This window comes from Amaricoccus sp. W119 (genome assembly GCF_047275745.1).
GTDB lineage: Bacteria > Pseudomonadota > Alphaproteobacteria > Rhodobacterales > Rhodobacteraceae > Amaricoccus.
This window is the reverse complement of the sequence record NZ_JBKQWU010000021.1, coordinates 40,247-59,007: the sequence shown is the minus strand read 5'-3', so window position 1 is coordinate 59,007 and position 18,761 is coordinate 40,247. Positions and strand designations below refer to the sequence as shown.

At 68.1% G+C, this 18,761-nt stretch carries 21 protein-coding genes and 1 pseudogene; 5 read left to right on the top strand and 17 right to left on the bottom strand.

Annotated features, from left to right (window positions below; genetic code table 11):
• Positions 1-265: 265 nt before the first annotated feature.
• Complete coding sequence (lepA, locus tag ACLJK8_RS12640) at positions 266-2,065, top strand: translation elongation factor 4 (RefSeq protein ID WP_413150628.1); 1,800 nt, start codon at positions 266-268, stop codon at positions 2,063-2,065.
• A gap of 3 nt (positions 2,066-2,068) precedes the next feature.
• Positions 2,069-3,067, top strand: coding sequence for a hypothetical protein (locus tag ACLJK8_RS12635; RefSeq protein WP_413150627.1), 999 nt, complete (start codon positions 2,069-2,071; stop codon positions 3,065-3,067).
• A 69-nt stretch (positions 3,068-3,136) separates the two neighbouring features.
• Here the strand turns inward: ACLJK8_RS12635 and ACLJK8_RS12630 are convergent, their stop codons facing one another.
• The gene (locus tag ACLJK8_RS12630) at positions 3,137-3,532 is read right to left on the bottom strand and encodes a YbaN family protein (RefSeq protein WP_413150626.1); all 396 of its coding nucleotides are present in this window, start codon (positions 3,530-3,532) and stop codon (positions 3,137-3,139) included.
• 179 nt (positions 3,533-3,711) lie between these two features.
• Between ACLJK8_RS12630 and ACLJK8_RS12625 the strand changes: the two genes are divergently transcribed.
• On the top strand, positions 3,712-4,722 hold the full coding sequence (locus ACLJK8_RS12625) for an SMP-30/gluconolactonase/LRE family protein (protein WP_413150625.1): 1,011 nt from the start codon (positions 3,712-3,714) through the stop codon (positions 4,720-4,722).
• Positions 4,723-4,750: 28 nt separating this feature from the next.
• Here ACLJK8_RS12625 and ACLJK8_RS12620 read toward each other — a convergent pair whose 3' ends face one another.
• The 3 genes and pseudogenes from ACLJK8_RS12620 to ACLJK8_RS12610 all read right to left on the bottom strand — a co-directional run bounded on the left by ACLJK8_RS12620 (position 4,751) and on the right by ACLJK8_RS12610 (position 5,802).
• Positions 4,751-5,386, bottom strand: a complete 636-nt coding sequence (locus tag ACLJK8_RS12620) for a zinc-binding dehydrogenase (protein WP_413150634.1) — start codon at positions 5,384-5,386, stop codon at positions 4,751-4,753.
• 63 nt (positions 5,387-5,449) lie between these two features.
• Positions 5,450-5,497, bottom strand: a pseudogene (locus tag ACLJK8_RS12615) (hypothetical protein); the annotation flags it as partial.
• Positions 5,491-5,802, bottom strand: coding sequence for an alcohol dehydrogenase catalytic domain-containing protein (locus ACLJK8_RS12610; protein WP_413150624.1), 312 nt, complete (start codon positions 5,800-5,802; stop codon positions 5,491-5,493). The pseudogene ACLJK8_RS12615 and the gene ACLJK8_RS12610, both read right to left, overlap by 7 nt.
• Before the next feature lie 164 nt (positions 5,803-5,966).
• On the opposite strand from ACLJK8_RS12610, the gene typA reads away from it, so the two are divergent.
• On the top strand, positions 5,967-7,784 hold the full coding sequence (typA, locus tag ACLJK8_RS12605; protein WP_413150623.1) for a translational GTPase TypA: 1,818 nt from the start codon (positions 5,967-5,969) through the stop codon (positions 7,782-7,784).
• A 237-nt stretch (positions 7,785-8,021) separates the two neighbouring features.
• On the top strand, positions 8,022-8,429 hold the full coding sequence (locus ACLJK8_RS12600) for a CBS domain-containing protein (protein WP_413150622.1): 408 nt from the start codon (positions 8,022-8,024) through the stop codon (positions 8,427-8,429).
• A 35-nt stretch (positions 8,430-8,464) separates the two neighbouring features.
• On the opposite strand, the gene ACLJK8_RS12595 is transcribed toward ACLJK8_RS12600, so the two are convergent.
• The 13 genes from ACLJK8_RS12595 to ACLJK8_RS12535 form a co-directional block, all read right to left on the bottom strand.
• Entirely contained in the window at positions 8,465-8,824 is a 360-nt protein-coding gene (locus tag ACLJK8_RS12595; protein ID WP_413150621.1) for a hypothetical protein, read from the bottom strand.
• 42 nt (positions 8,825-8,866) lie between these two features.
• A complete protein-coding gene (locus ACLJK8_RS12590; RefSeq protein ID WP_413150620.1) occupies positions 8,867-9,061 on the bottom strand; it encodes a hypothetical protein in 195 nt (64 codons plus the stop codon).
• Positions 9,062-9,150: 89 nt separating this feature from the next.
• Positions 9,151-9,576, bottom strand: a complete 426-nt coding sequence (locus ACLJK8_RS12585) for a transglycosylase SLT domain-containing protein (RefSeq protein WP_413150633.1) — start codon at positions 9,574-9,576, stop codon at positions 9,151-9,153.
• A 175-nt stretch (positions 9,577-9,751) separates the two neighbouring features.
• Positions 9,752-10,528, bottom strand: a complete 777-nt coding sequence (locus tag ACLJK8_RS12580; RefSeq protein ID WP_413150619.1) for a transglutaminase-like domain-containing protein — start codon at positions 10,526-10,528, stop codon at positions 9,752-9,754.
• 12 nt (positions 10,529-10,540) lie between these two features.
• Positions 10,541-11,416 (bottom strand): SHOCT domain-containing protein, encoded by an 876-nt coding sequence (locus tag ACLJK8_RS12575; RefSeq protein ID WP_413150618.1) that lies wholly within the window; start codon positions 11,414-11,416, stop codon positions 10,541-10,543.
• A 124-nt stretch (positions 11,417-11,540) separates the two neighbouring features.
• The gene (gene paoC / locus ACLJK8_RS12570) at positions 11,541-13,730 is read right to left on the bottom strand and encodes an aldehyde oxidoreductase molybdenum-binding subunit PaoC (protein ID WP_413150616.1); all 2,190 of its coding nucleotides are present in this window, start codon (positions 13,728-13,730) and stop codon (positions 11,541-11,543) included.
• Positions 13,731-13,733: 3 nt separating this feature from the next.
• On the bottom strand, positions 13,734-14,681 hold the full coding sequence (locus ACLJK8_RS12565) for an FAD binding domain-containing protein (protein WP_413150615.1): 948 nt from the start codon (positions 14,679-14,681) through the stop codon (positions 13,734-13,736).
• On the bottom strand, positions 14,678-15,247 hold the full coding sequence (locus ACLJK8_RS12560; protein WP_413150614.1) for a 2Fe-2S iron-sulfur cluster-binding protein: 570 nt from the start codon (positions 15,245-15,247) through the stop codon (positions 14,678-14,680). Before ACLJK8_RS12560 ends, ACLJK8_RS12565 begins: the two co-directional genes overlap by 4 nt.
• A gap of 164 nt (positions 15,248-15,411) precedes the next feature.
• On the bottom strand, positions 15,412-16,035 hold the full coding sequence (locus ACLJK8_RS12555) for a helix-turn-helix domain-containing protein (protein ID WP_413150613.1): 624 nt from the start codon (positions 16,033-16,035) through the stop codon (positions 15,412-15,414).
• A 103-nt stretch (positions 16,036-16,138) separates the two neighbouring features.
• On the bottom strand, positions 16,139-16,417 hold the full coding sequence (locus ACLJK8_RS12550; protein WP_413150612.1) for a DUF2277 domain-containing protein: 279 nt from the start codon (positions 16,415-16,417) through the stop codon (positions 16,139-16,141).
• A 29-nt stretch (positions 16,418-16,446) separates the two neighbouring features.
• Positions 16,447-17,115: a 3-oxoacid CoA-transferase subunit B gene (locus ACLJK8_RS12545; protein WP_413150611.1), complete on the bottom strand. Its 669-nt coding sequence runs from the start codon at positions 17,113-17,115 to the stop codon at positions 16,447-16,449.
• Positions 17,115-17,768 (bottom strand): 3-oxoacid CoA-transferase subunit A, encoded by a 654-nt coding sequence (locus ACLJK8_RS12540; RefSeq protein WP_413150631.1) that lies wholly within the window; start codon positions 17,766-17,768, stop codon positions 17,115-17,117. The genes ACLJK8_RS12545 and ACLJK8_RS12540 overlap by 1 nt, the downstream gene beginning before the upstream one ends.
• Positions 17,769-17,900: 132 nt before the next feature.
• Positions 17,901-18,755, bottom strand: coding sequence for a glycosyltransferase family 2 protein (locus tag ACLJK8_RS12535; protein WP_413150610.1), 855 nt, complete (start codon positions 18,753-18,755; stop codon positions 17,901-17,903).
• Positions 18,756-18,761: the final 6 nt, after the last annotated feature.

Below are 18,761 nucleotides of genomic sequence, written 5' to 3'. Positions count from 1 at the left end.
CTTGACGCGGCCCCGATCGCGAGGGAAAAAATGATCGCCGCCCGATCGGAGGCTGACAGGCGGAACATGACCGACATCCGGACACCAGATGTCAGATCAAGTCTAAACTTATACACCTGACCCAACCCGAGGTAATGGCCGCGATGGGCAGCCAGCTCAGAACGGACTGCCCGCTCAAAGCCATCACGGGTTCCTGCACGACACCCTGACGGAGCTCAGCGATCGGCTTGACGACCCCCGAGCCCGGCCCCATACAGCCGATGCCATGACCGACATTTCGCGCATCCGAAACTTCTCCATTGTCGCCCATATCGACCACGGGAAATCCACCCTGGCCGACCGGCTGATCCAGGCGACCGGCACCGTCTCGGACCGCGAGATGAAGGAGCAGCTGCTCGACTCGATGGATATCGAGCGCGAGCGCGGCATCACCATCAAGGCACAGACCGTGCGCCTCGAATACCGCGCGACGGACGGCCAGCACTACGTCCTGAACCTCATCGACACGCCCGGCCATGTCGATTTCGCCTATGAGGTCAGCCGCTCGATGCGCGCGGTCGAGGGCTCGCTCCTCGTCGTGGACGCCTCCCAGGGCGTCGAGGCGCAGACGCTCGCCAATGTCTACCAGGCGATCGACGCCGGCCACGAGATCGTCCCGGTCCTCAACAAGATCGACCTGCCCGCCGCCGAGCCGGAACGTGTCATCGAGCAGATCGAGGATGTGATCGGCATCGAGGCGCAGGACGCGATCCGCATCTCGGCGAAGACCGGCATCGGCATCGGCGACGTGCTCGAAGCCATCGTCGCCCGTCTGCCGCATCCGCATGGCAACCCGGACGCGCCCCTGAAGGCGATGCTGGTCGACAGCTGGTACGACGCCTATCTCGGCGTCGTCGTCCTCGTACGCATCATCGACGGCAGGCTCCGCAAGGGCGACCGGATCAGGATGATGTCGACCAACGCGCTCTATCCGGTGGACCGCGTCGGCGTCTTCCGCCCCGGCATGCAGCCGGTCGAGGAACTGGGCCCCGGCGAGCTGGGCTTTCTCACCGCCTCGATCAAGCAGGTGCGCGACACCCGCGTCGGCGACACGATCACCCACGAGCGCAAGGGCGCGACCGAGCCGCTGCCCGGTTTCCAGCCCTCGATCCCGGTGGTCTTCTGCGGCCTCTTCCCGGTCGATGCCTCCGACTTCGAGGCGCTGCGCGACGCGATCGAGAAGCTGCAACTGAACGACGCCAGCTTCTCCGCCGAGATGGAGACCTCCGCCGCGCTCGGCTTCGGCTTCCGCTGCGGCTTCCTCGGGCTTCTGCATCTCGAAGTGATCCGCGACCGGCTGGAGCGCGAGTACAACCTCGACCTCATCACCACCGCGCCCTCGGTCGTCTACCACATCTACAAGACCGACGGCACGATGCTGGAGCTGCACAACCCCGCCGACATGCCCGATGTGGTGCGTATCGACCATATCGAGGAACCCCGGATCAAGGCGACGATCCTCGTGCCGGACGAATTCCTCGGTGACGTGCTGAAACTCTGCCAGGACCGCCGCGGCGTGCAACTCGACCTCACCTATGCCGGATCGCGCGCGATGGTGGTCTATGACCTGCCGCTGAACGAGGTGGTCTTCGACTTCTACGACCGGCTGAAATCGGTGACCAAGGGCTATGCGTCCTTCGACTACCAGGTGACGGGGTACCAGGAAGACGATCTCGTCAAGATGCAGATCCTCGTCAACGACGAGCCTGTGGACGCGCTCTCCACCATGGTCCACCGCGCCCGCGCCGAGGCCCGGGGCCGCGCCATGGTCGAGAAGCTCAAGGAACTGATCCCGCAGCACCTCTTCAAGATCCCGATCCAGGCGGCCATCGGCGGCCGCATCATCGCCCGCGAAACGATCTCCGCGCTCCGCAAGGACGTGACCGCGAAATGCTACGGCGGCGACGCCACCCGCAAGCGCAAGCTTCTGGAGAAGCAGAAGGCAGGCAAGAAGAAGATGCGCCAGTTCGGGCGGGTGGATATTCCGCAGGAGGCGTTCATCAATGCGCTGAAGATGGATGGGTGACAAATGGATCTTCGGAGAGAGATTCAGGGAAATCCTGTCGGCGCTGAAGTATCCGCATTGTATGCAGTGGTTAGACCAATATTAGCTGCTCTATTGTTTTCGTTGCGCGACGAAGTCGTACAAGATTACGGCGGACATGAGAAGGTTTTATTGCGGCAGCTTGCTCGAAACCGTAATCCAAACGATGGAGAGCCGGGCGTATGTTTTGAGTATGCCGTACACGATGCTATCATTAATCGAGACCCTGAGGTTTTGGAGCGTATCAACGATGCACTCCATAGACACTGCCGAATAAGAGGAGATGATCCTCAATCTTTACTGTTCGGCGCCGAAAAGAGCGGCAGAATTAATCTGATCCAAAGCGTTCGAGATTCGCTCACCGATAACTCCAGGCTTCTTTCCGGCGTGCGGGGACAGCCTGTACGACTGAAACGTCACATCGAGACGGCCGCAGCAGCATTTAGGCGAAGACCAGAACGCAACAGGCTACCCTCGACGATAGGAGACCTTTGGAAGGCAGACTTGTTCGTCGGAAGACCCCAGCCTGACCAGTGGGTCGGAACAAGCGTAAAGATTAACCGGACCCAGTTACAAGCGGCGCGCGGCCTCCGGCTAGCCATCATTCCAAGCGCGCAAGGCGAACAAGACGCGATCTACCATGACGAGATGAAGAATCTGATCGTTGTGCCTGTTCCATACGATCAAGGCTTCATGGAAGTATTCTACGGCGGATGGGAGACTGTGGTAGCATTCATCGACCGCCGCGCCGAAATGCCTCCGCCGGTCCTCCTATCTAGACCGGCTCAACGGCATGTGGCGCAAGCCCTCGTTGATCGGCGAGACTTTCCGGTCGTGGATGTCGTAGAAGCGCTCGGCGCGTTTGCACAACCGTTCTTGCTTCAGACGCGGCCTGCTCAGCTTAACTTGGATCTTTATCGAGCGGGTGGCGGGGACGAGATAAACTCGATCATATCTCCAATTGCGCGATTCAACGCTCGATAGCACGTAGGGTGGGTGCTCGCACCCACCACTTCGCCGCCTCGCCGCGCCGTGGTGGGCGGATCGCCCACCCTACGGATGCGAGGGACGGGTGAGGACGAAGGTCATGCCGCCGAGCATCAGGAGCGCGACCGCGGCGGTCAGCGGCCAGCCGTGAGGGCCGCCGAGGAGGAACAGCGCGAAGCCGAGCGCGCAGCCGGCGAGCGCGAGGACTTTCGCCCGCCGCGGGATGGCGCCGTGCTCGCGCCAGGCGCGGAGCGGCGGGCCGAGGCGGGGGTGGTCGAGCAGCCGGCGCTCAAGCTTTTCGGAGGAGCGCGCGAAACAGGCGGCGGCGAGGATCAGGAACGGCGTCGTCGGCAAGACCGGGAGCACGACGCCGACCGCGCCCAGCGCGACGAAACAGACGCCGCAGCCGAGGTAGACGCCGCGCGCGAGTTTCGATCGTGCAAGCCCGCTCCCTTCTCTCATCACCGCTTCTTCGCCGCCTCTCCTTCACCGGCGAGAAGGTAGGACGCGGCGGCAATTCCGACAAGATCGCTCGGGGTTATCCGCCGAACGCCGGGGCGAGGAGCCAGATCCACCCTACGCATCGCCGGATCGCGCGCTACGTTCGCCCTCACAACCATAACGACAAGGGAGGAACCTCGATGGAGGAGGTCAGTCGGCGCCATGTCACGGGTCTGGCACTCGGAGGTCTGGCATTGGGCGCATCCGCGATGAAGGCCCATGCGCGGTGGGAGAGTGTCACGCGCTATCCCGATCCCGCCTTCGAGATCCTCGACGAGACCTTCACCCGCTACCGGCTCGACGCCGCCGGGGTCGAGCAGCTCTGGACCGGCGCGCGCTGGAGCGAGGGGCCGGTCTGGGTCGGCGATCAGCGTTGCCTCCTCTGGTCCGACATCCCGAACAACCGGACGCTGCGCTGGAGCGAGGTGACGGGCGCGGTCGACGAGTTCCGGAACCCGTCGAATTTCGCCAATGGCCACACCCGCGACCGGCAGGGGCGGATCATCTCCTGCGAGCATGGCGAGCGCCGGGTGACGCGGCTCGAATATGACGGGAGCATCACGGTTCTCGCCGACCGGTTCGAGGGCAAGCGGCTGAACTCGCCGAACGACGTGGTGGTGAAATCCGACGATTCGATCTGGTTCACCGATCCGCCCTTCGGCATCCTCGGCGTCTACGAGGGGTTCAAGGCCGAGCCGGAACTGCCCACCAACGTCTACCGCGTCGATGGGCGGAGCGGCGAGATCCGGGTTGTCTCGGGCGATGTCGGGCGGCCGAATGGCCTCGCCTTCTCGCCGGACGAGTCGCTCCTCTATGTCGTGGAGGCCGCCGCCAATCCGCGCGTGATCCGTGTCTTCGACGTCGGCGATGACGGGAGCCTCACTAACAACCGCGTCTTCTACCAGACCGAGCCCGGCGAACGGCCGGACGGGTTCCGCGTCGATATGGACGGCAACCTCTGGTGCGGCTGGGGCATGAGCGAGGCCTTCGACGGCGTGCGGATCATCAACAGCGCGGGCGCTGCGATCGGCCATATCCACCTGCCCGAACGCTGCGCCAACGTGGCCTTCGGCGGGCGCAACCGCAACCGGCTCTTCATGGCGGCGAGCAAATCGCTCTATTCGGTCTATGTGAACACGCAAGGCGTGTGAGCGCGCGGGCCCCGGCCCGCGGTCCGCCCTATGACATCTCGATGACGACCTTGCCGGTCGCCGAGCGGCTCCGGAGCAGGTCGAGCGCCGCGTTGGCTTCGGTGAGCGGCAGGACGTGGCTCACATGCGGCTTGATCCAGCCGTGTTCGTACCAGGCGAGCAGCGCCTTGATGCTCGCGGCGGCGATCTCGGGGCGGTGCTCGACGAGCCCGCCGAAATAGAGCCCGTGGACGGAGATGTTCTTCACGAGCAGGATATTGGCCGGGATCTTCGGCACACCCCCGCCGGCGAAACCGATCGGCAGCACGCGCGCGAAGCGGCGGCAGGCGCCGAACCCCGCCTCGAAGAGCGCGCCGCCGACCGCGTCGTAGAGCACATCGACGCCGCCGAGCGCTTTCAGTTGATCCTTCAGGTCGGGGCTGTCCGCGTCGATCGCATGGCGCGCACCGGCCGCGGACGCGATGGCGAGCCGCTCGGCCCCGCGGGCGACAGCGATGACCTCCGCTCCCATCCGCGCGCCGATCTCGACGGCGGTCAGCCCGACCCCGCCGGCGGCGCCGAGGACGGCGAGCCGCTCGCCGGGCCGGAGGGCGGCGAGATGCGCGAGGGCGACATGGCTCGTTCCATAGGCGATCAGGAAGCCCGCGACATGGGTATCCGGCATCGCATCGGGCACGGCCACGCAGCGGTCGGCGGCGACGGTCAGGCATTCCGCGAACCCGCCCGAGCGCGGCAGGGCCGCGACGCGGGTGCCCACGGGCGGATAGCTCACCCCCGCCCCATGCGCGACGACCTCGCCCGCGACCTCGAGCCCNAGCGCGGCAGGGCCGCGACGCGGGTGCCCACGGGCGGATAGCTCACCCCCGCCCCATGCGCGACGACCTCGCCCGCGACCTCGAGCCCTGGCGTGAGCGGCAGGTCCGGCTTCTCCTGATATTTGCCCGCGACCATCAGCGTATCGGCGAAGTTGACCCCGCAGGCCCGCACGGCGATCAGGACTTCGCCCGGGCCCGGGTCCGGGCGGGGCGTCTCCACCAGTTCGAGGGGTTCGCCGAGGGTCGAGATCCGCGCCGCAAGCATGTAGTTTCCTTCCTGTCGCTGCCCCGCCCGGACCCTAGGCACAGTCCGCGGGCCCTGTCATCACCCGCATTTCTCGCTGGCGGAATGGGTCAGCGCGGTTGCCTTTTCGCCGCCGCGGCACTATGGGCACGCCGGGGCAAGGGGCCCCGCCGAGGATTTGCCCGATGGATATGAGAAACATTGCGATCATCGCCCACGTCGACCACGGCAAGACGACGTTGGTGGATCAGCTGCTCAAGCAGTCGGGTACCTTCCGCGACAACCAGGCAACCGTCGAGCGGGCGATGGATTCGAACGATCTCGAACGCGAACGCGGGATCACGATCCTCGCCAAGGCGACCTCGGTCGAGTGGCAGGGGCATCGGATCAATATCGTCGACACGCCCGGCCACGCCGATTTCGGCGGCGAGGTGGAGCGCATCCTGTCCATGGTCGACAGCGTCGTGCTGCTGGTCGACGCGGCCGAAGGCCCGATGCCGCAGACCAAGTTCGTGACCGCGAAGGCACTCCGGCTCGGCCTCAGGCCCATCGTGGTGCTGAACAAGGTGGACAAGCCGGATGCCGAGCCGGACCGGGCGCTGGACGAGGTATTCGACCTTTTCGTGAGCCTCGATGCGAATGAGGAGCAGCTCGACTTTCCGGTGCTTTACGCCTCGGGCCGCGCCGGCTGGGCCGATCAGGAACTGGACGGGCCGCGCGAGAACCTCGACGCGCTCTATCAGCTGATCCTCGACCACGCGCCGGCGCCGAAACAGCTCGCACATGTCGATGAGCCCTTCTCGATGCTGGCGACGACGCTCGCCGCCGATCCGTTCCTCGGGCGGCTGCTGACCGGCCGGATCGAGACCGGCAAAGTCAGGACCGGGCAGATGGTCAAGGCGCTCTCGCGCGAGGGCAAGGAGATCGAGCGCTTCCGCGTCTCGAAGGTGCTCGCCTTCCGCGGGCTGCAGCGCCAGCCGATCGACGAGGCGGAAGCGGGCGATATCGTGAGCCTCGCCGGCATGTCGAAGGCGACGGTCGCCGACACGATCAGCGATCTCTCGGTTAGCGAGGCGATCCCGGCGCAGCCGATCGACCCGCCGACGATCTCCGTCACTTTCGGGATCAATGATTCGCCGCTCGCCGGCCGGGACGGCGACAAGGTGCAGAGCCGGGTGATCCGCGACCGCCTGATGCGCGAGGCGGAGACCAATGTCGCGATCCGCGTGAGCGACACGGCCGGCGGCGACGCATTCGAGGTCGCGGGGCGCGGCGAACTGCAGATGGGCGTCCTGATCGAGAACATGCGCCGCGAGGGTTTCGAGCTTTCGATCTCCCGACCGCAGGTGCTCTTCGAGGAGCGCGACGGCGAGCGCCACGAGCCGCTGGAGGAAGTCACGATCGACGTGGACGAGGAATATTCCGGCGTCGTCGTCGACAAGCTCAGCCAGCGCAAGGCCGAGCTTTCCGAGATGCGCACCGGCGCGGGCGGCAAGACCCGCATCGTCGCGCTGGTGCCGAGCCGGGGCCTCATCGGCTATCACGGCGAATTTCTGACCGACACCCGCGGCACCGGCGTCATGAACCGCGTCTTCTCCGACTGGACGCCCTATCGCGGGCCGATCCCGGGGCGGCGGAACGGCGTGCTGATCTCGATGGAGGACGGCACCTCGGTCGCCTACGCGATCTTCAATCTGGAAGACCGCGGCAGCTTCTTCATCGGCGCGGGCGAGCAGGTCTACACCGGGATGATCCTCGGCGAGCACAGCCGCGACAACGATCTCGAAGTGAACCCGCTCAAGGGAAAGAAGCTCACCAATGTCCGCGCCTCGGGCACCGACGAGGCGGTTCGGCTGACGACGCCGATCCGGCTCACGCTGGAACAGGCGATCGCCTATATCGAGCCGGACGAGCTCGTCGAGGTCACACCGCGCCACATCCGGCTCCGCAAGCGCCACCTCGACCCGCACGAGCGCAAGCGCCAGTCCCGCGCGGCGGGCTGAGGCGGAGAGCGGCGCGGGGCGGGGTTCGGTTCGCCGTTCGAGAACGCCAGAGTGGTTGTGAACCGCTGAGGGACGCGGCCGCCTGGGTTGTCTCCAGCTTCCGGGCGGTCGCCAAGCCTGCGCGGAGGCGGCTTCGGCGGCCCGCCGCTCACGCGCGGGGTCAGCCCCCTCCCCTTGGAACCGGACCTCTCCCGCGCGTGTTGATTCGGCATATTCAGCCGAAGAAGGGCAAAACCCATGCGCATTTCCGAAGTCATGACCGCGAACCCGGACACCGCCGAGGCCGGCGACAGCATCGCCACGGTCGCGGCGCGGATGGAGAGCGGGAACTTCGGCTCGCTGCCCGTGCTCGACGGGGGCCGGCTGGTCGGAGTCGTCACCGACCGCGACATCGTGGTGCGGGGCGTTGCCAGGGGCTCCGGTCCGGACACGCCCGTCCGCGACGTGATGACGCCCGATCCGGTCTGCGTGGAACCCGACTCCGATGTCGAGGCCGCCGCGGAACTGATGCAGGAGAAGCAGATCCGGCGGCTCTATGTCACCGAGGGTGACAAGCTGGTCGGCATCGTCGCGATGGCCGACGTGGCCCGCCAGGGGGCCGACAAGCTGAGCGGCGAGACGATCGAGGCGATCTCGAAGAAATAGCCCGAGATTGTCCCGCGGCGCGGCCGCGCCGGCGACTAGAGACCCAGAACGCCCCGGCACTGCTCCGCCTTCGCGGCGACCTCGGCGTCGCCCGGGCGTTCGGCGGCGATCCATTCCATCATCGCGTCGATCCGGCGCTCCAGCCCGGCGTTCGGGCGCCCGCCCTCGCCGCGCATCAGGGAGGCCAGCGCGCTCGCCTCGGCGCCATAGTGGCGCTGGCTCAACGCGCCCGCGCGGTAGCGGGCGCCGAGGTCGATCTGCAGATAGGCGACACAGGCCGCCCGCAGGTCCAGCGCGGACAGGTTCCCGAACTCCACCGCTGGGACTTCCGACGGGACCGCGGCGAGCAGCAGCGCCGCCGGGCCTCGGCCCCGCAGCCAGGAGCGCGTCAGCAAGGGATCGTCACCGGACGGCCGAGGGGAGGCCCGACCCCGGTGCTATCGCTTCCGCGAACGGCGCTTCTCGCGCGGTGCCGGCGTCCAGCTGGACATCCAGGCCTTCGTCCACTGGTCAAGAAAGGCCTTCTGCTGCCGCTGGGCCTCGGCCATCCAGGCGCCGCGCATCTGCCCCGCAGCCGTGTTCGCGACCGTATTGGCGGCGCTGAGCCAGGCGCTCATCCAGGGATTCTTCATCTCCAACCTCCATTCCCCGCCAGCGCGGAGCCTCGATGCGGGCTTTCCGGGCGTGTGTTTCGCTTGCTCCCAGCCCGGGCGCCTCTCGTCTACCTGAGCCCGGTCTCCTCGAGCAGGCCCTTCCGCTTCGCTTCGTAGTAATAGCCGCGCGCGTACCAGCCGACCGCTTCGTCCCGATCGCCATCCGCGACGATCCAGGCGCCGCGGAGGTACTTCACGCCATAGTTGGTCTCGGCATCGAGCAGCCCATCCGGCGCCCCCCTGTAGCCCATGGTGCGGGCGGTCTCCGGCAGGATCTGCATCAGCCCATAGTACGGGCCGTTGCGGACACCCGGCCGGTGGTCCGACTCCCGGATCACGACCCGCTGCACCAGATCGCGCGGCACGCCGTAGCCGTCGGCGTATTCGTTGATCAACGCGCGGAGCTCCGGCGTCTCGTTGGGGTAGAGCGCCGGAGACGATGCCTCGGACCCGGCCGGCGAGGACGAGCCGCAACCGCTCGCGAAGCCGAGCATCGCAAGCGCCGACAAGAACCGGAACGCGCGACCACCCATCCCCCGGACTCCCGCTCGCTTCCCCGCCGCCAGTACCCCTCGGTCGGGGCGCGGAAGTCAAGCCCGGGGCCCGCGCGCGTAAGTCATCAAGCCGTGAACGCGTGCCTCGGATCACCGTGCCTCGGATCACCGTGCCTCAGACCTCCTTGACCATGACATCCTGCTCCACGAGTTCGTTCTCGCCCATGATCGTCAGGAAGGCGATGTCGGCCGCGTCGCGCCCGACGCCGATCTTCGCCATGCTGGCCGCATCCGCCATGCCGGTCGCATCAACGAGATGCCAGGCGCCGTCGAGGAAGACCTCGCTCACGGCGTGGAAATCCGGCGGCTCGACGCTCGGCGCGTAGACGCTGACCATGCGCGCCGGGATTCCGCCGGCGCGGGCGAAGGCGACCATCAGATGCGCGTAGTCGCGGCAGATGCCCTGATGCGTCATGAACGTATCCGCCGCCGTCGTCGTCCCGTTGCTCGCGCCCGGGACATAGGAGAGGCTCCGTTCGATCCAGTCCCGCGCCTTGGCGACCAGATCGCCGCCCTCCAGGCCCTCGAACTGCTTCGCGACGAAGGGGGCGAAAAGCTCCGGCACGATGAAGCGGGAGCCGAGCGTGTATTTCACCACCTCGCCCGGCAGTTCATGCGACGGCGTCACCGCGAGCCCGGCCAGCTTGACCCTCGGCCGGTCGATCTCGACGCGCGCGCGATAGTCGCAGAGCAACCGCTCGCCCGGCACGATCCAGGAGCGCTCGCCGATCTGGTCCTCGGCCGGCACCCGGACGAAGATCTCCGGGTCGGGCACATCGGTCGTCGTGTCGACGATGCGCTGATCGGGCAGCGACGCGGTCTCGATCTGCAGCAACACGGTGGTATTCGGCGCGAGCTTGTAGTCGAGCCGCGCGTGGATATCGATGATCATTCTGTCCTCTTGTCAGATCCGCGAGAGAAGATCCCGCTTCTTCTCGGCGAATTCCTCTTCCGTCAGGATGCCGCGCGCCTTGAGATCGGCGAGCCGCTCCAGCGCGTCGAATATGTCATGGTGCCCGCCGCCGGATGGCCGCGCGGACGGGGCCGCGCTGGCGGACGAGGTCGCGGAGGATGCCGGACGCGGAGGCTCGGATGGCATGGGGACCGCCATCGGGGCCGCCCCCGCCGCGGCGGGCGGCTCGGGAGGCGCCGCGGGCGGGGTCCGTGGCGATGTCTCGGGCAGTGTCTTGGGCATTGTCTCGGCCGATGGCGCGGACGCCGCTTCGGAACGATCGATCCGGCGCAGATCGCTGAGGCTCACGGGACCCGTCGGGGTCGAGAAGCTGAGCGTCTGGCCCCCGCCCTGCTGCTGTCCGGCGCCGGTGATCCGGTGCTCGCCGCTGTCATAGACCTCCATCTCGCCGCCCCGAACGATCGCGAGCCGGAGCGTCTCGGGGAAGAAGGCGTAGCGCATGTCGTTCTGCGCCCCGCTGGAGGAGGGAGAGCCGAATTCCGTCGGCCAGGCGGGGCCGGAAGCGAAGCCGAAGCCCGTTCCCTCCGCGCGACGCAGAACCTCGACCCCGCCGAGCTGGAAGGCCAGATCGTTCGCGAGCGCGTCGACGCGCGCCTTCAGCGCGTTGTTGAACATGTCGCCGATCATCAGCATGCCGCCGCGCGACCACTGTCCCATCCCGCCGAGCTCGGGATGGCTGAACTGGGCCTGGTTGCCATGGCCGACGGCGAGCGCGCGGAGCATCTCCGCGGCCGCCTCGGGGCTGACGCCATGACGCTCGGCGGCGCGGCGGGCGATTTCCTGGCCCTGATCGGAGAGGTTTCGCATCTCGTTCCCTTCCATGAGAGAGGGCCGCCCTTCCTTCCGGGACGGGCGGCCCCTTCTTGCTCAGCTATCGTTCCCCGCGCGGTTTTGTTCCAGCCCCGAGGCGGAAAAAAGCGGGCGGAAAGACCTAGAACGGCGGCATCTCCGGCAGGAGCTTGTCGAGCGTGATCGGGTAATCGCGCACGCGCACGCCCGTCGCGTTGTAGACCGCGTTCGCCACCGCCGCGGAAACCCCGCAGAGCCCGAGTTCACCCACGCCCTTCGCCTTCATCGGCGAGGAGATCGGATCGACCTCGTCGAGGAAGATCACCTCCTGCTCGTGGATGTCGGCATGGACCGGCACCTCGTAGCCCGCGAGATCATGGTTCGCGAAGAAGCCGCGGGTGGTATCGACCGCGAGTTCCTCCATCAGCGCGGAGCCGACGCCCATGGTCATCGCGCCGATCACCTGGCTTCGCGCGGTGAGCGGGTTCAGGATGCGCCCGGCCGCGCAGACGGCGAGCATGCGGCGCACCCGGATCTCCGCCGTCGCCGCGTCGACCGCGACCTCGCAGAAATGCGCGCCGAAGGTCGACTGGCGGTACTGCTGGCCGAGCTTCTTGAAGGTTATCGTGTCCTCGGCGACGAGTTCGCCCTTCGCCGCGACTTCCGCGAGCGGCACGGCGCTGTTGCCCCAGCGGATCTCGCCTTCCTCGAACACCGCCCCGTCCGGATCGGTGCCGACCCGCTCCGCGATCTTCGTCCGGAGCGCCACGCAGGCGGCATAGACGCCCGAGGTCGCGCAATTCGCGCCGAACTGGCCGCCCGACCCGGCCGAGACCGGATAGCGGGAATCGCCCAGCCTGACCGTCACCAGGTCGAGCGGCACGCCCATCATCTCCGCCGCCGTCTGCGCGATGATCGTGTAGGAGCCGGTGCCGATATCGGTCATGTCGGTCTCGATCACCACCGTGCCATCCGGCGAGAGGCGCGCCCGCGCCCCCGAGGGCATGAGCAGGTTGTTGCGGAAGGCGGCGGCGACCCCCATGCCGATCAGCCAGCGGCCCTCCCGCCGCTCGGCCGGTTTCGCGGAGCGATCAGACCAGCCGAACTTTTCCGCGCCGGTCCGCAGGCATTCAGCGAACCGCCGTTCCGAGAAGGGCGTTTCTTCGCCGGGTACCACCTGGGTGTCGTTGATGATCCGGAATTCGACGGGGTCGATCCCGAGCTTCTCGGCCATCTCGTCCATCGCCGCTTCGAGCGCCATCATGCCCGAAGCCTCGCCCGGCGCGCGCATCGCATGGCCCTCGGGCAGGTCGAGCAGCCCGAGCCGCTCGCCCACGCGCCGGTTCGCCCCGGCGTAGAGGAACGCCGACTGCTGCGTCGCGGTCTCGCCACCGCCGCCGGACAGATTGCCCGAGGTGCTCTCATGGCCGAAGGCGAGCAGCCGGCCGTCCCGGTCCGTGCCGAGCCGAAGCCGCTGGATCGTCGCCGGGCGATGGGTCGTGTTGTTGATCACGAGCGGCCGCGGCAGCGCGATCTTGACCGCGCGCCCGAACTTCTTCGCGGCGAGCGCGGCCATCACCACGTCGGAGCGCACGAAGAGCTTTCCGCCGAAGCCGCCGCCGATGAAGGGCGCGAGCAGACGGACCTTGGCGCGCGGGATACCGAGCGCGGCGGAAAGGTCCCGCGTGCCCCAGCCGATCATCTGGTTCGCGCTCCAGACGGTCAGCTCGTCCCCGTCCCAGGCCGCGAGCGTCGCATGCGGCTCCATCATCGCATGGGTGTGGTCGGGCGTGCGGTAGGTCACGTCAAGCTGGACCGGTGCATCCGCGAAGGCGGTCTCGAAATCACCATGCGAGGCATCGTTGCCGAGCGGCTCGTCCGCGACTTCCCGCGCGGCCTCCTCCAGATCGAACGAACCGGGCTGTGCCTCATAATCCACGCCGAGCAGCGCGGCGGCGGCGCGGGCCTGTTCGAAGCTCTCCGCGACGACGACCGCGATCGCCTGGTGGTAATGCTCGACCTCGTCGCCGCCGAAGAGCATCGCGGTGTTCATCGGGCCAAGCGCGTGACGCGGGGCCTCAAGCGTCGTCAGCACACCGATCACGCCGGGCGCCGCCTCGGCCGCGGCGGTGTCGATGCCGCGCACGCGGCCCTTGGCGATCGCCGAGCCCAGCGGATAGCCATAGGCGATGTCGGGCGCCACATCGTGGTATTCATAGGAATAGCGCGCGGTGCCTGAGACCTTGAGCGGCCCATCGACGCGGGCGCGCGACTGGCCGATCTCGCGCAGCCGGTCGATCGGGTTCTCGGTAGCCGGGGTGTCGAACAGCATCGCTCAGCTCCTCGCCTCGGCGAGCAGCGCGGCGAGCGCGCGTTCCGCGAGAGGCAGTTTGAAGGCGTTCTGCTTCGTCGGCCGCGCGCCGGCGAAGAGCGTTTCACAAACGGCGGCGGCGCCCTGACCAAGCTCGGCCTCGGCCGCTTCGATGCGCCACGGCATCGGCGCCACGCCGCCCACCGCGACCCGGCCCGTACCGTCCTCGCGCAGCACCAGCCCGACCGAGATGAGCGCGAAGGCATAGGAGGCGCGGTCGCGGGCCTTGTGATAGAGTTGCGCCCCGCCGAGCGGCGGCGGCAGGGTCACGGCGGTGATGAACTCGCCCGGCGCCAGATCCGTTTCGATCTCCGGCGTGTCGCCCGGCGGGCGGTAGAAATCGGTGATCGGGATCGTTCGGGTCTCGCCATCGCCGCGCACGGTCTCCACGGCCGCGTCGAGCGCGCGGAGCGCGATCGCCATGTCGCTCGGATGCGTGGCGATACAGGCCTCCGACGTGCCGATCACGCCGAGCTGCCGGTTCACCCCGTCGAGCGCCGCGCAGCCGGAACCGGGCCTGCGTTTGTTGCAGGGCATGTTCGTGTCGTAGAAATAGGCGCAGCGCGTTCGCTGCAGCAGATTGCCCGCCGTCGTCGCCTTGTTGCGAAGCTGCCCCGAGGCGCCCGCGACCAGCGCGCGGGTGAGCAGCGCGTAGTCGCGGCGGATGCGCGGATCGGCGGCGAGATCGGTGTTCCGCACGAGCGCGCCGATCCTGAGACCGCCGGCCTCCGTCTCCTCGATCCGATCGAGAGCCAGCCCGTTCACATCGACGAGATGCGTGGGCGTCTCGATTTCGAGCTTCATCAGGTCGATGAGATTGGTCCCGCCGGCGATGTACTTCGCCCCCTCCAGCGCGCCCGCCGCGGCTGCCTCGGCGAGCGTCCCGGGCTTCTCGTAGGTGAAGGCTCTCATCGCGCGCCCTCCGCCACTTCGCGGATCGCGGCGAGGATATTGGCATAGGCGCCGCAGCGGCAGAGATTGCCACTCATCCGCTCGCGGATCTCGGCCTCGCTCACCGGAATCGTGCCTTCCAGGTCCCGCGTGACGTGGCTCGGAACGCCGGCCGCGATTTCTTCGAGCACCGCCTTCGCCGAACAGATCTGCCCGGGCGTGCAGTAGCCGCACTGGAATCCGTCATGCGCGACGAAGGCCGCCTGCAGCGGATCGAGCGCGCCGGGCGTGCCGAGCCCCTCGATCGTCGTGACATCATCGCCCCGGTGCATCACGGCGAAGCTCAGGCAGGCGTTCACCCGGCGCCCGTTGACGAAGACGGTGCAGGCGCCGCACTGGCCGTGGTCGCAGCCCTTCTTGGTGCCGGTGAGGCCGATTTCCTCGCGGAGCAGGTCGAGCAGGCTCACCCGGTTGTCGATGACGCCGGACCATGGCTGGCCGTTGATCGTGAGGCTGAGTTCGGATCGCGGCGGTCCCTCCGCGCCGCGTGTCCCGCTCGGGACGGTTTCGAGATCGGAAGATGCCATGCGGCCCTTGCCCCCCTGACTTGTCCGGACCATGCCGGATTGGCTCGGCGCGCCGCTTTCCCGGCGCGATGGGGCACAGATAGGCCCCGCGGTCGCGGGGGAAAGGTCGCACGGAAAAGGTCGGGAGCAAAGCCCTCCGCCAGCGGGCCCGCCGCCGGTCCGCCTCAGGTCTTCGCGTAGCAGATGATCGAGAGGTAGCGCGCGGGAAGTTCGTCGAGGACTTCCGGACCGTGCGGGGTGTCGGCGTCGAAATGGAGACTGTCGCCCGGCCCCATCGGATAGAGCGTGTCGCCATGGCGATACGAGACCGCGCCTTCGAGCATGTAGATCAGTTCCGTCCCCTGATGCTGGAAGGAGGGAAAGGCGTCGGAACCGGAGGTGAGGCAGATCAGATAGGGCTCCACCACGACGCCGTCCGCGCCATCGCCGGACTGGCCGAGCAGGCTGTACCGGTGGCCCGCCCGCGTCCCGCGCCGTTCGAGTTCCTGCCCCTCGCCAGCCTTGACGAAGGTCGCGGCGCGGGGCTGGTCATAGCGCCGGAAGAGCGCGCCGAGCGAGACGCCGAGGCTGGCGGTCAACGCCCGGAGGGTCGTCAGCGAGGGCGAGATATTGCCGTTCTCGATCTTGGAGAGCATCCCGACCGAGAGGCCGGTCGCGGCGCCGAGATCGGTGACGGTGATCCCGAGCCGCTTGCGCTGGGCGCGCACCTCGTGTCCGATCGCCATTTCGAGACGGTTCTCGCGCGACTCTCGAACGACGCGCTGCTTCCGCGCCAGCTCGACTGTCATGGCACCCCCCTGGTCCGCTTCCGAGAGTGCAAGTAGCTGTCTCCCCTCCGGAAACTCAATCACCCTCCCGAGGGTCAAATCGCCGCGGGCCGCGTGCGCCGAGCTAGGCGCGCTCCTCGCCGAAGCGGAGGCGGGAGCGTTCCCGCGCCTTCTCCGCCTCGATCTCCCGGTCGCGCGGCGGCGCGCTGGTCACGAGCGCCCAGATGAGCGCCGAGGACGACGCGGCGATATCGTCCACCGCCTTGTCGAAGGCGGCCTGATTGGCCGCCGACGGTTTCTGGAATCCGCTGATCTTGCGCACGTATTGCAGCGCCGCCGCCCGGATCTCCATCTGGGTCGCGGGCGGATCGAAATTGAAGAGCGGTCTGATGTTGCGGCACATGGGCGTTCTCCCTGCCTTTGCCGGCCCCCTCAGGCCAGCGTCATCTCCGGCGGCTCCGACGGCACGAGGAGGGTCGCGGAGGTCGCCGCCCGGATCGCCTCGACGCCGACGCCGGGGCCGCGTTCACGCAACACCAGCCCCTCCTCCGTCGGTTCGATCACGGCCATCTCGGTCACGATCAGGCTGACACGCCGCGCGGCCGTCAGCGGCAGCGTGCATTCCGGGACGATCTTCGGCGAACCCTTGGCCGAATGCACCATGGCGACGATCACGCGTTTCGCCCCGGCCACCAGGTCCATCGCACCCCCCATGCCCGGCACCATCTGTCCCGGCACCATCCAGTTGGCGAGGAAACCGCGCTCGTCCACCTGCAATCCGCCGAGCACCGTCATGTCGAGATGGCCGCCCCGGATCAGTCCGAAGCTCATCGCGCTGTCGATCGAGGCGGCGCCCGGCACGGCGGTGACGAAACCGCCGCCCGCGTCCGTCAGGTTCGGGTCCTCCATCCCCTCAGGGGGGCGGGAGCCGAGGCCGATCACGCCGTTCTCGGCCTGGAAGAACACGCCGGCGTCGCTGGGGATATGGTTCGCCACCATGCTCGGCAGGCCGATGCCGAGATTGACCAGCATGCCGGGCTCGATCTCGCGGGCGACCCGGCGCGCGATGATGTCCTTCGGGCTGAGCGTCGTCTTGTCCATCACGCGGCCCTCGTCAGCAGATGGTGCACGAGCACGCCGGGCGTCTTCACCGTGTCGGGCGGGATGACGCCGATCGGCACGATCACCTCGGGTTCGGCCAGCACGGTCTGGCCCGCGAGCGCCATCACCGGGTTGAAGTTATGCGCGGTCAACGAATAGCAGAGGTTGCCGGCGTAATCGGCCTGATAGGCGCGGATCAGCGAGAAATCCGCCTTGAGCGGCGTCTCGATCAGATAGGACTTGCCGCCAAGCTCGATCACCTGCTTGCCCTCGGCGACGGGCGTGCCGATCCCCGTGGCGGTCAGGACCCCGCCGAGGCCGACGCCGCCCGCGCGGATGCGCTCGACCAGCGTGCCCTGCGGGACGAGTTCGACCTCGACATCGCCTGCGATCGTCTGCTGCTGGATCTCGGGGTTGAGCCCGATATGCGACATGATCGCCTTGCTGATCGCCTTGGCGGACACGAGCTTGCCGACTCCCTTGCCCGGCAGGGCGGCGTCGTTGGCGATCACGGTGAGATCGCGGATGCCCCGGGCGATCATCGCGTCGATCAGGCGTTCCGGCGTGCCGACGCCCATGAAGCCGCCGATCATCACCACCGCGCCGTCGGGTATGAGCTCCGCCGCCTGCTCCGGCCTGATCGCCTTCCTCATCGCCTTCATCGGTGACCTCCCGCTGTCCGTCGCGCCCGCCCCTCGGAATGGCCGGCCCCGTGCCATTTGCGCTCAATCGGCCGGGCATTGCAACGCGGGTAGCGCGGCGGGACCGAGGGCCGGACGGGAGAGCTATCGGGCGCGGCTCCACTCCCGCGACGGCCGCCGCGCCCGCACCGCCAATCCGACGAGAGAATAGGCGGCGAAGCCGAGCGGATCGCCGAGCGCCAGGCGCATCGTGCCTCCCGCGCCGAGCGGCGTCTTGTCCTCGTTCGCCATCAGCTCGGGGAAGCGCCCTGCGATCTCGGTCACACCCGCGCGCTGCCTGCGGCGCACGCGGACCAGCGCGCCGAAACCCTCGGCGACCGGCCAGTGGTAGCGCGCGGCGACGGCGACGCGCTCGGCCGGTGCGAAGAGCAGGCGAACGTAGATGTCGTCGGCGAGCACGTCGGGAAAGGCATCCCAGCGGGCGCGACCCGCCGCGTTGACCGCGAAAAGCCCGCAGCCGGGCACGGTGCGCGCCATGAACGGCAGCCGCGACCAGAGCCGGGCGTAGCAGCGGGTGAAACGCCCGCCCCGCGCCTCCATCATCAGCCTGCCGCTCGCGTAGCGCGGCTCGGGCACGTCGAGGGCGGCGACGAGGGCGCGGAGCATGCCGCGCTCGATCGCCACGTCCGCGTCGAGATAGAGCCGTATCCCACCCTGCGCGCCCCCGCCTTGCACACTCATGCCTTGCACAGCCGCGTCGCCCGCGTTGAACGCGCCCGGCTTGCCCGGCTCGGCGCGGTCGATCACCACGAGCCGCCATCCCCGCCGGCGGGCCACGGCCGCGTTGGCGCGGGCGCGCTCCACCGTGCCGTCACGGCAGGCATTGGCGCTGACGATGATCTCGACGGGACAGCCGGGATCGTCGGCCGCGAGCACGGAGGCGAGGCAGCGTCCGATCACGCTGGCCTCGTTATAGGCGGGAATGATGATGCTGAGCATGACGGT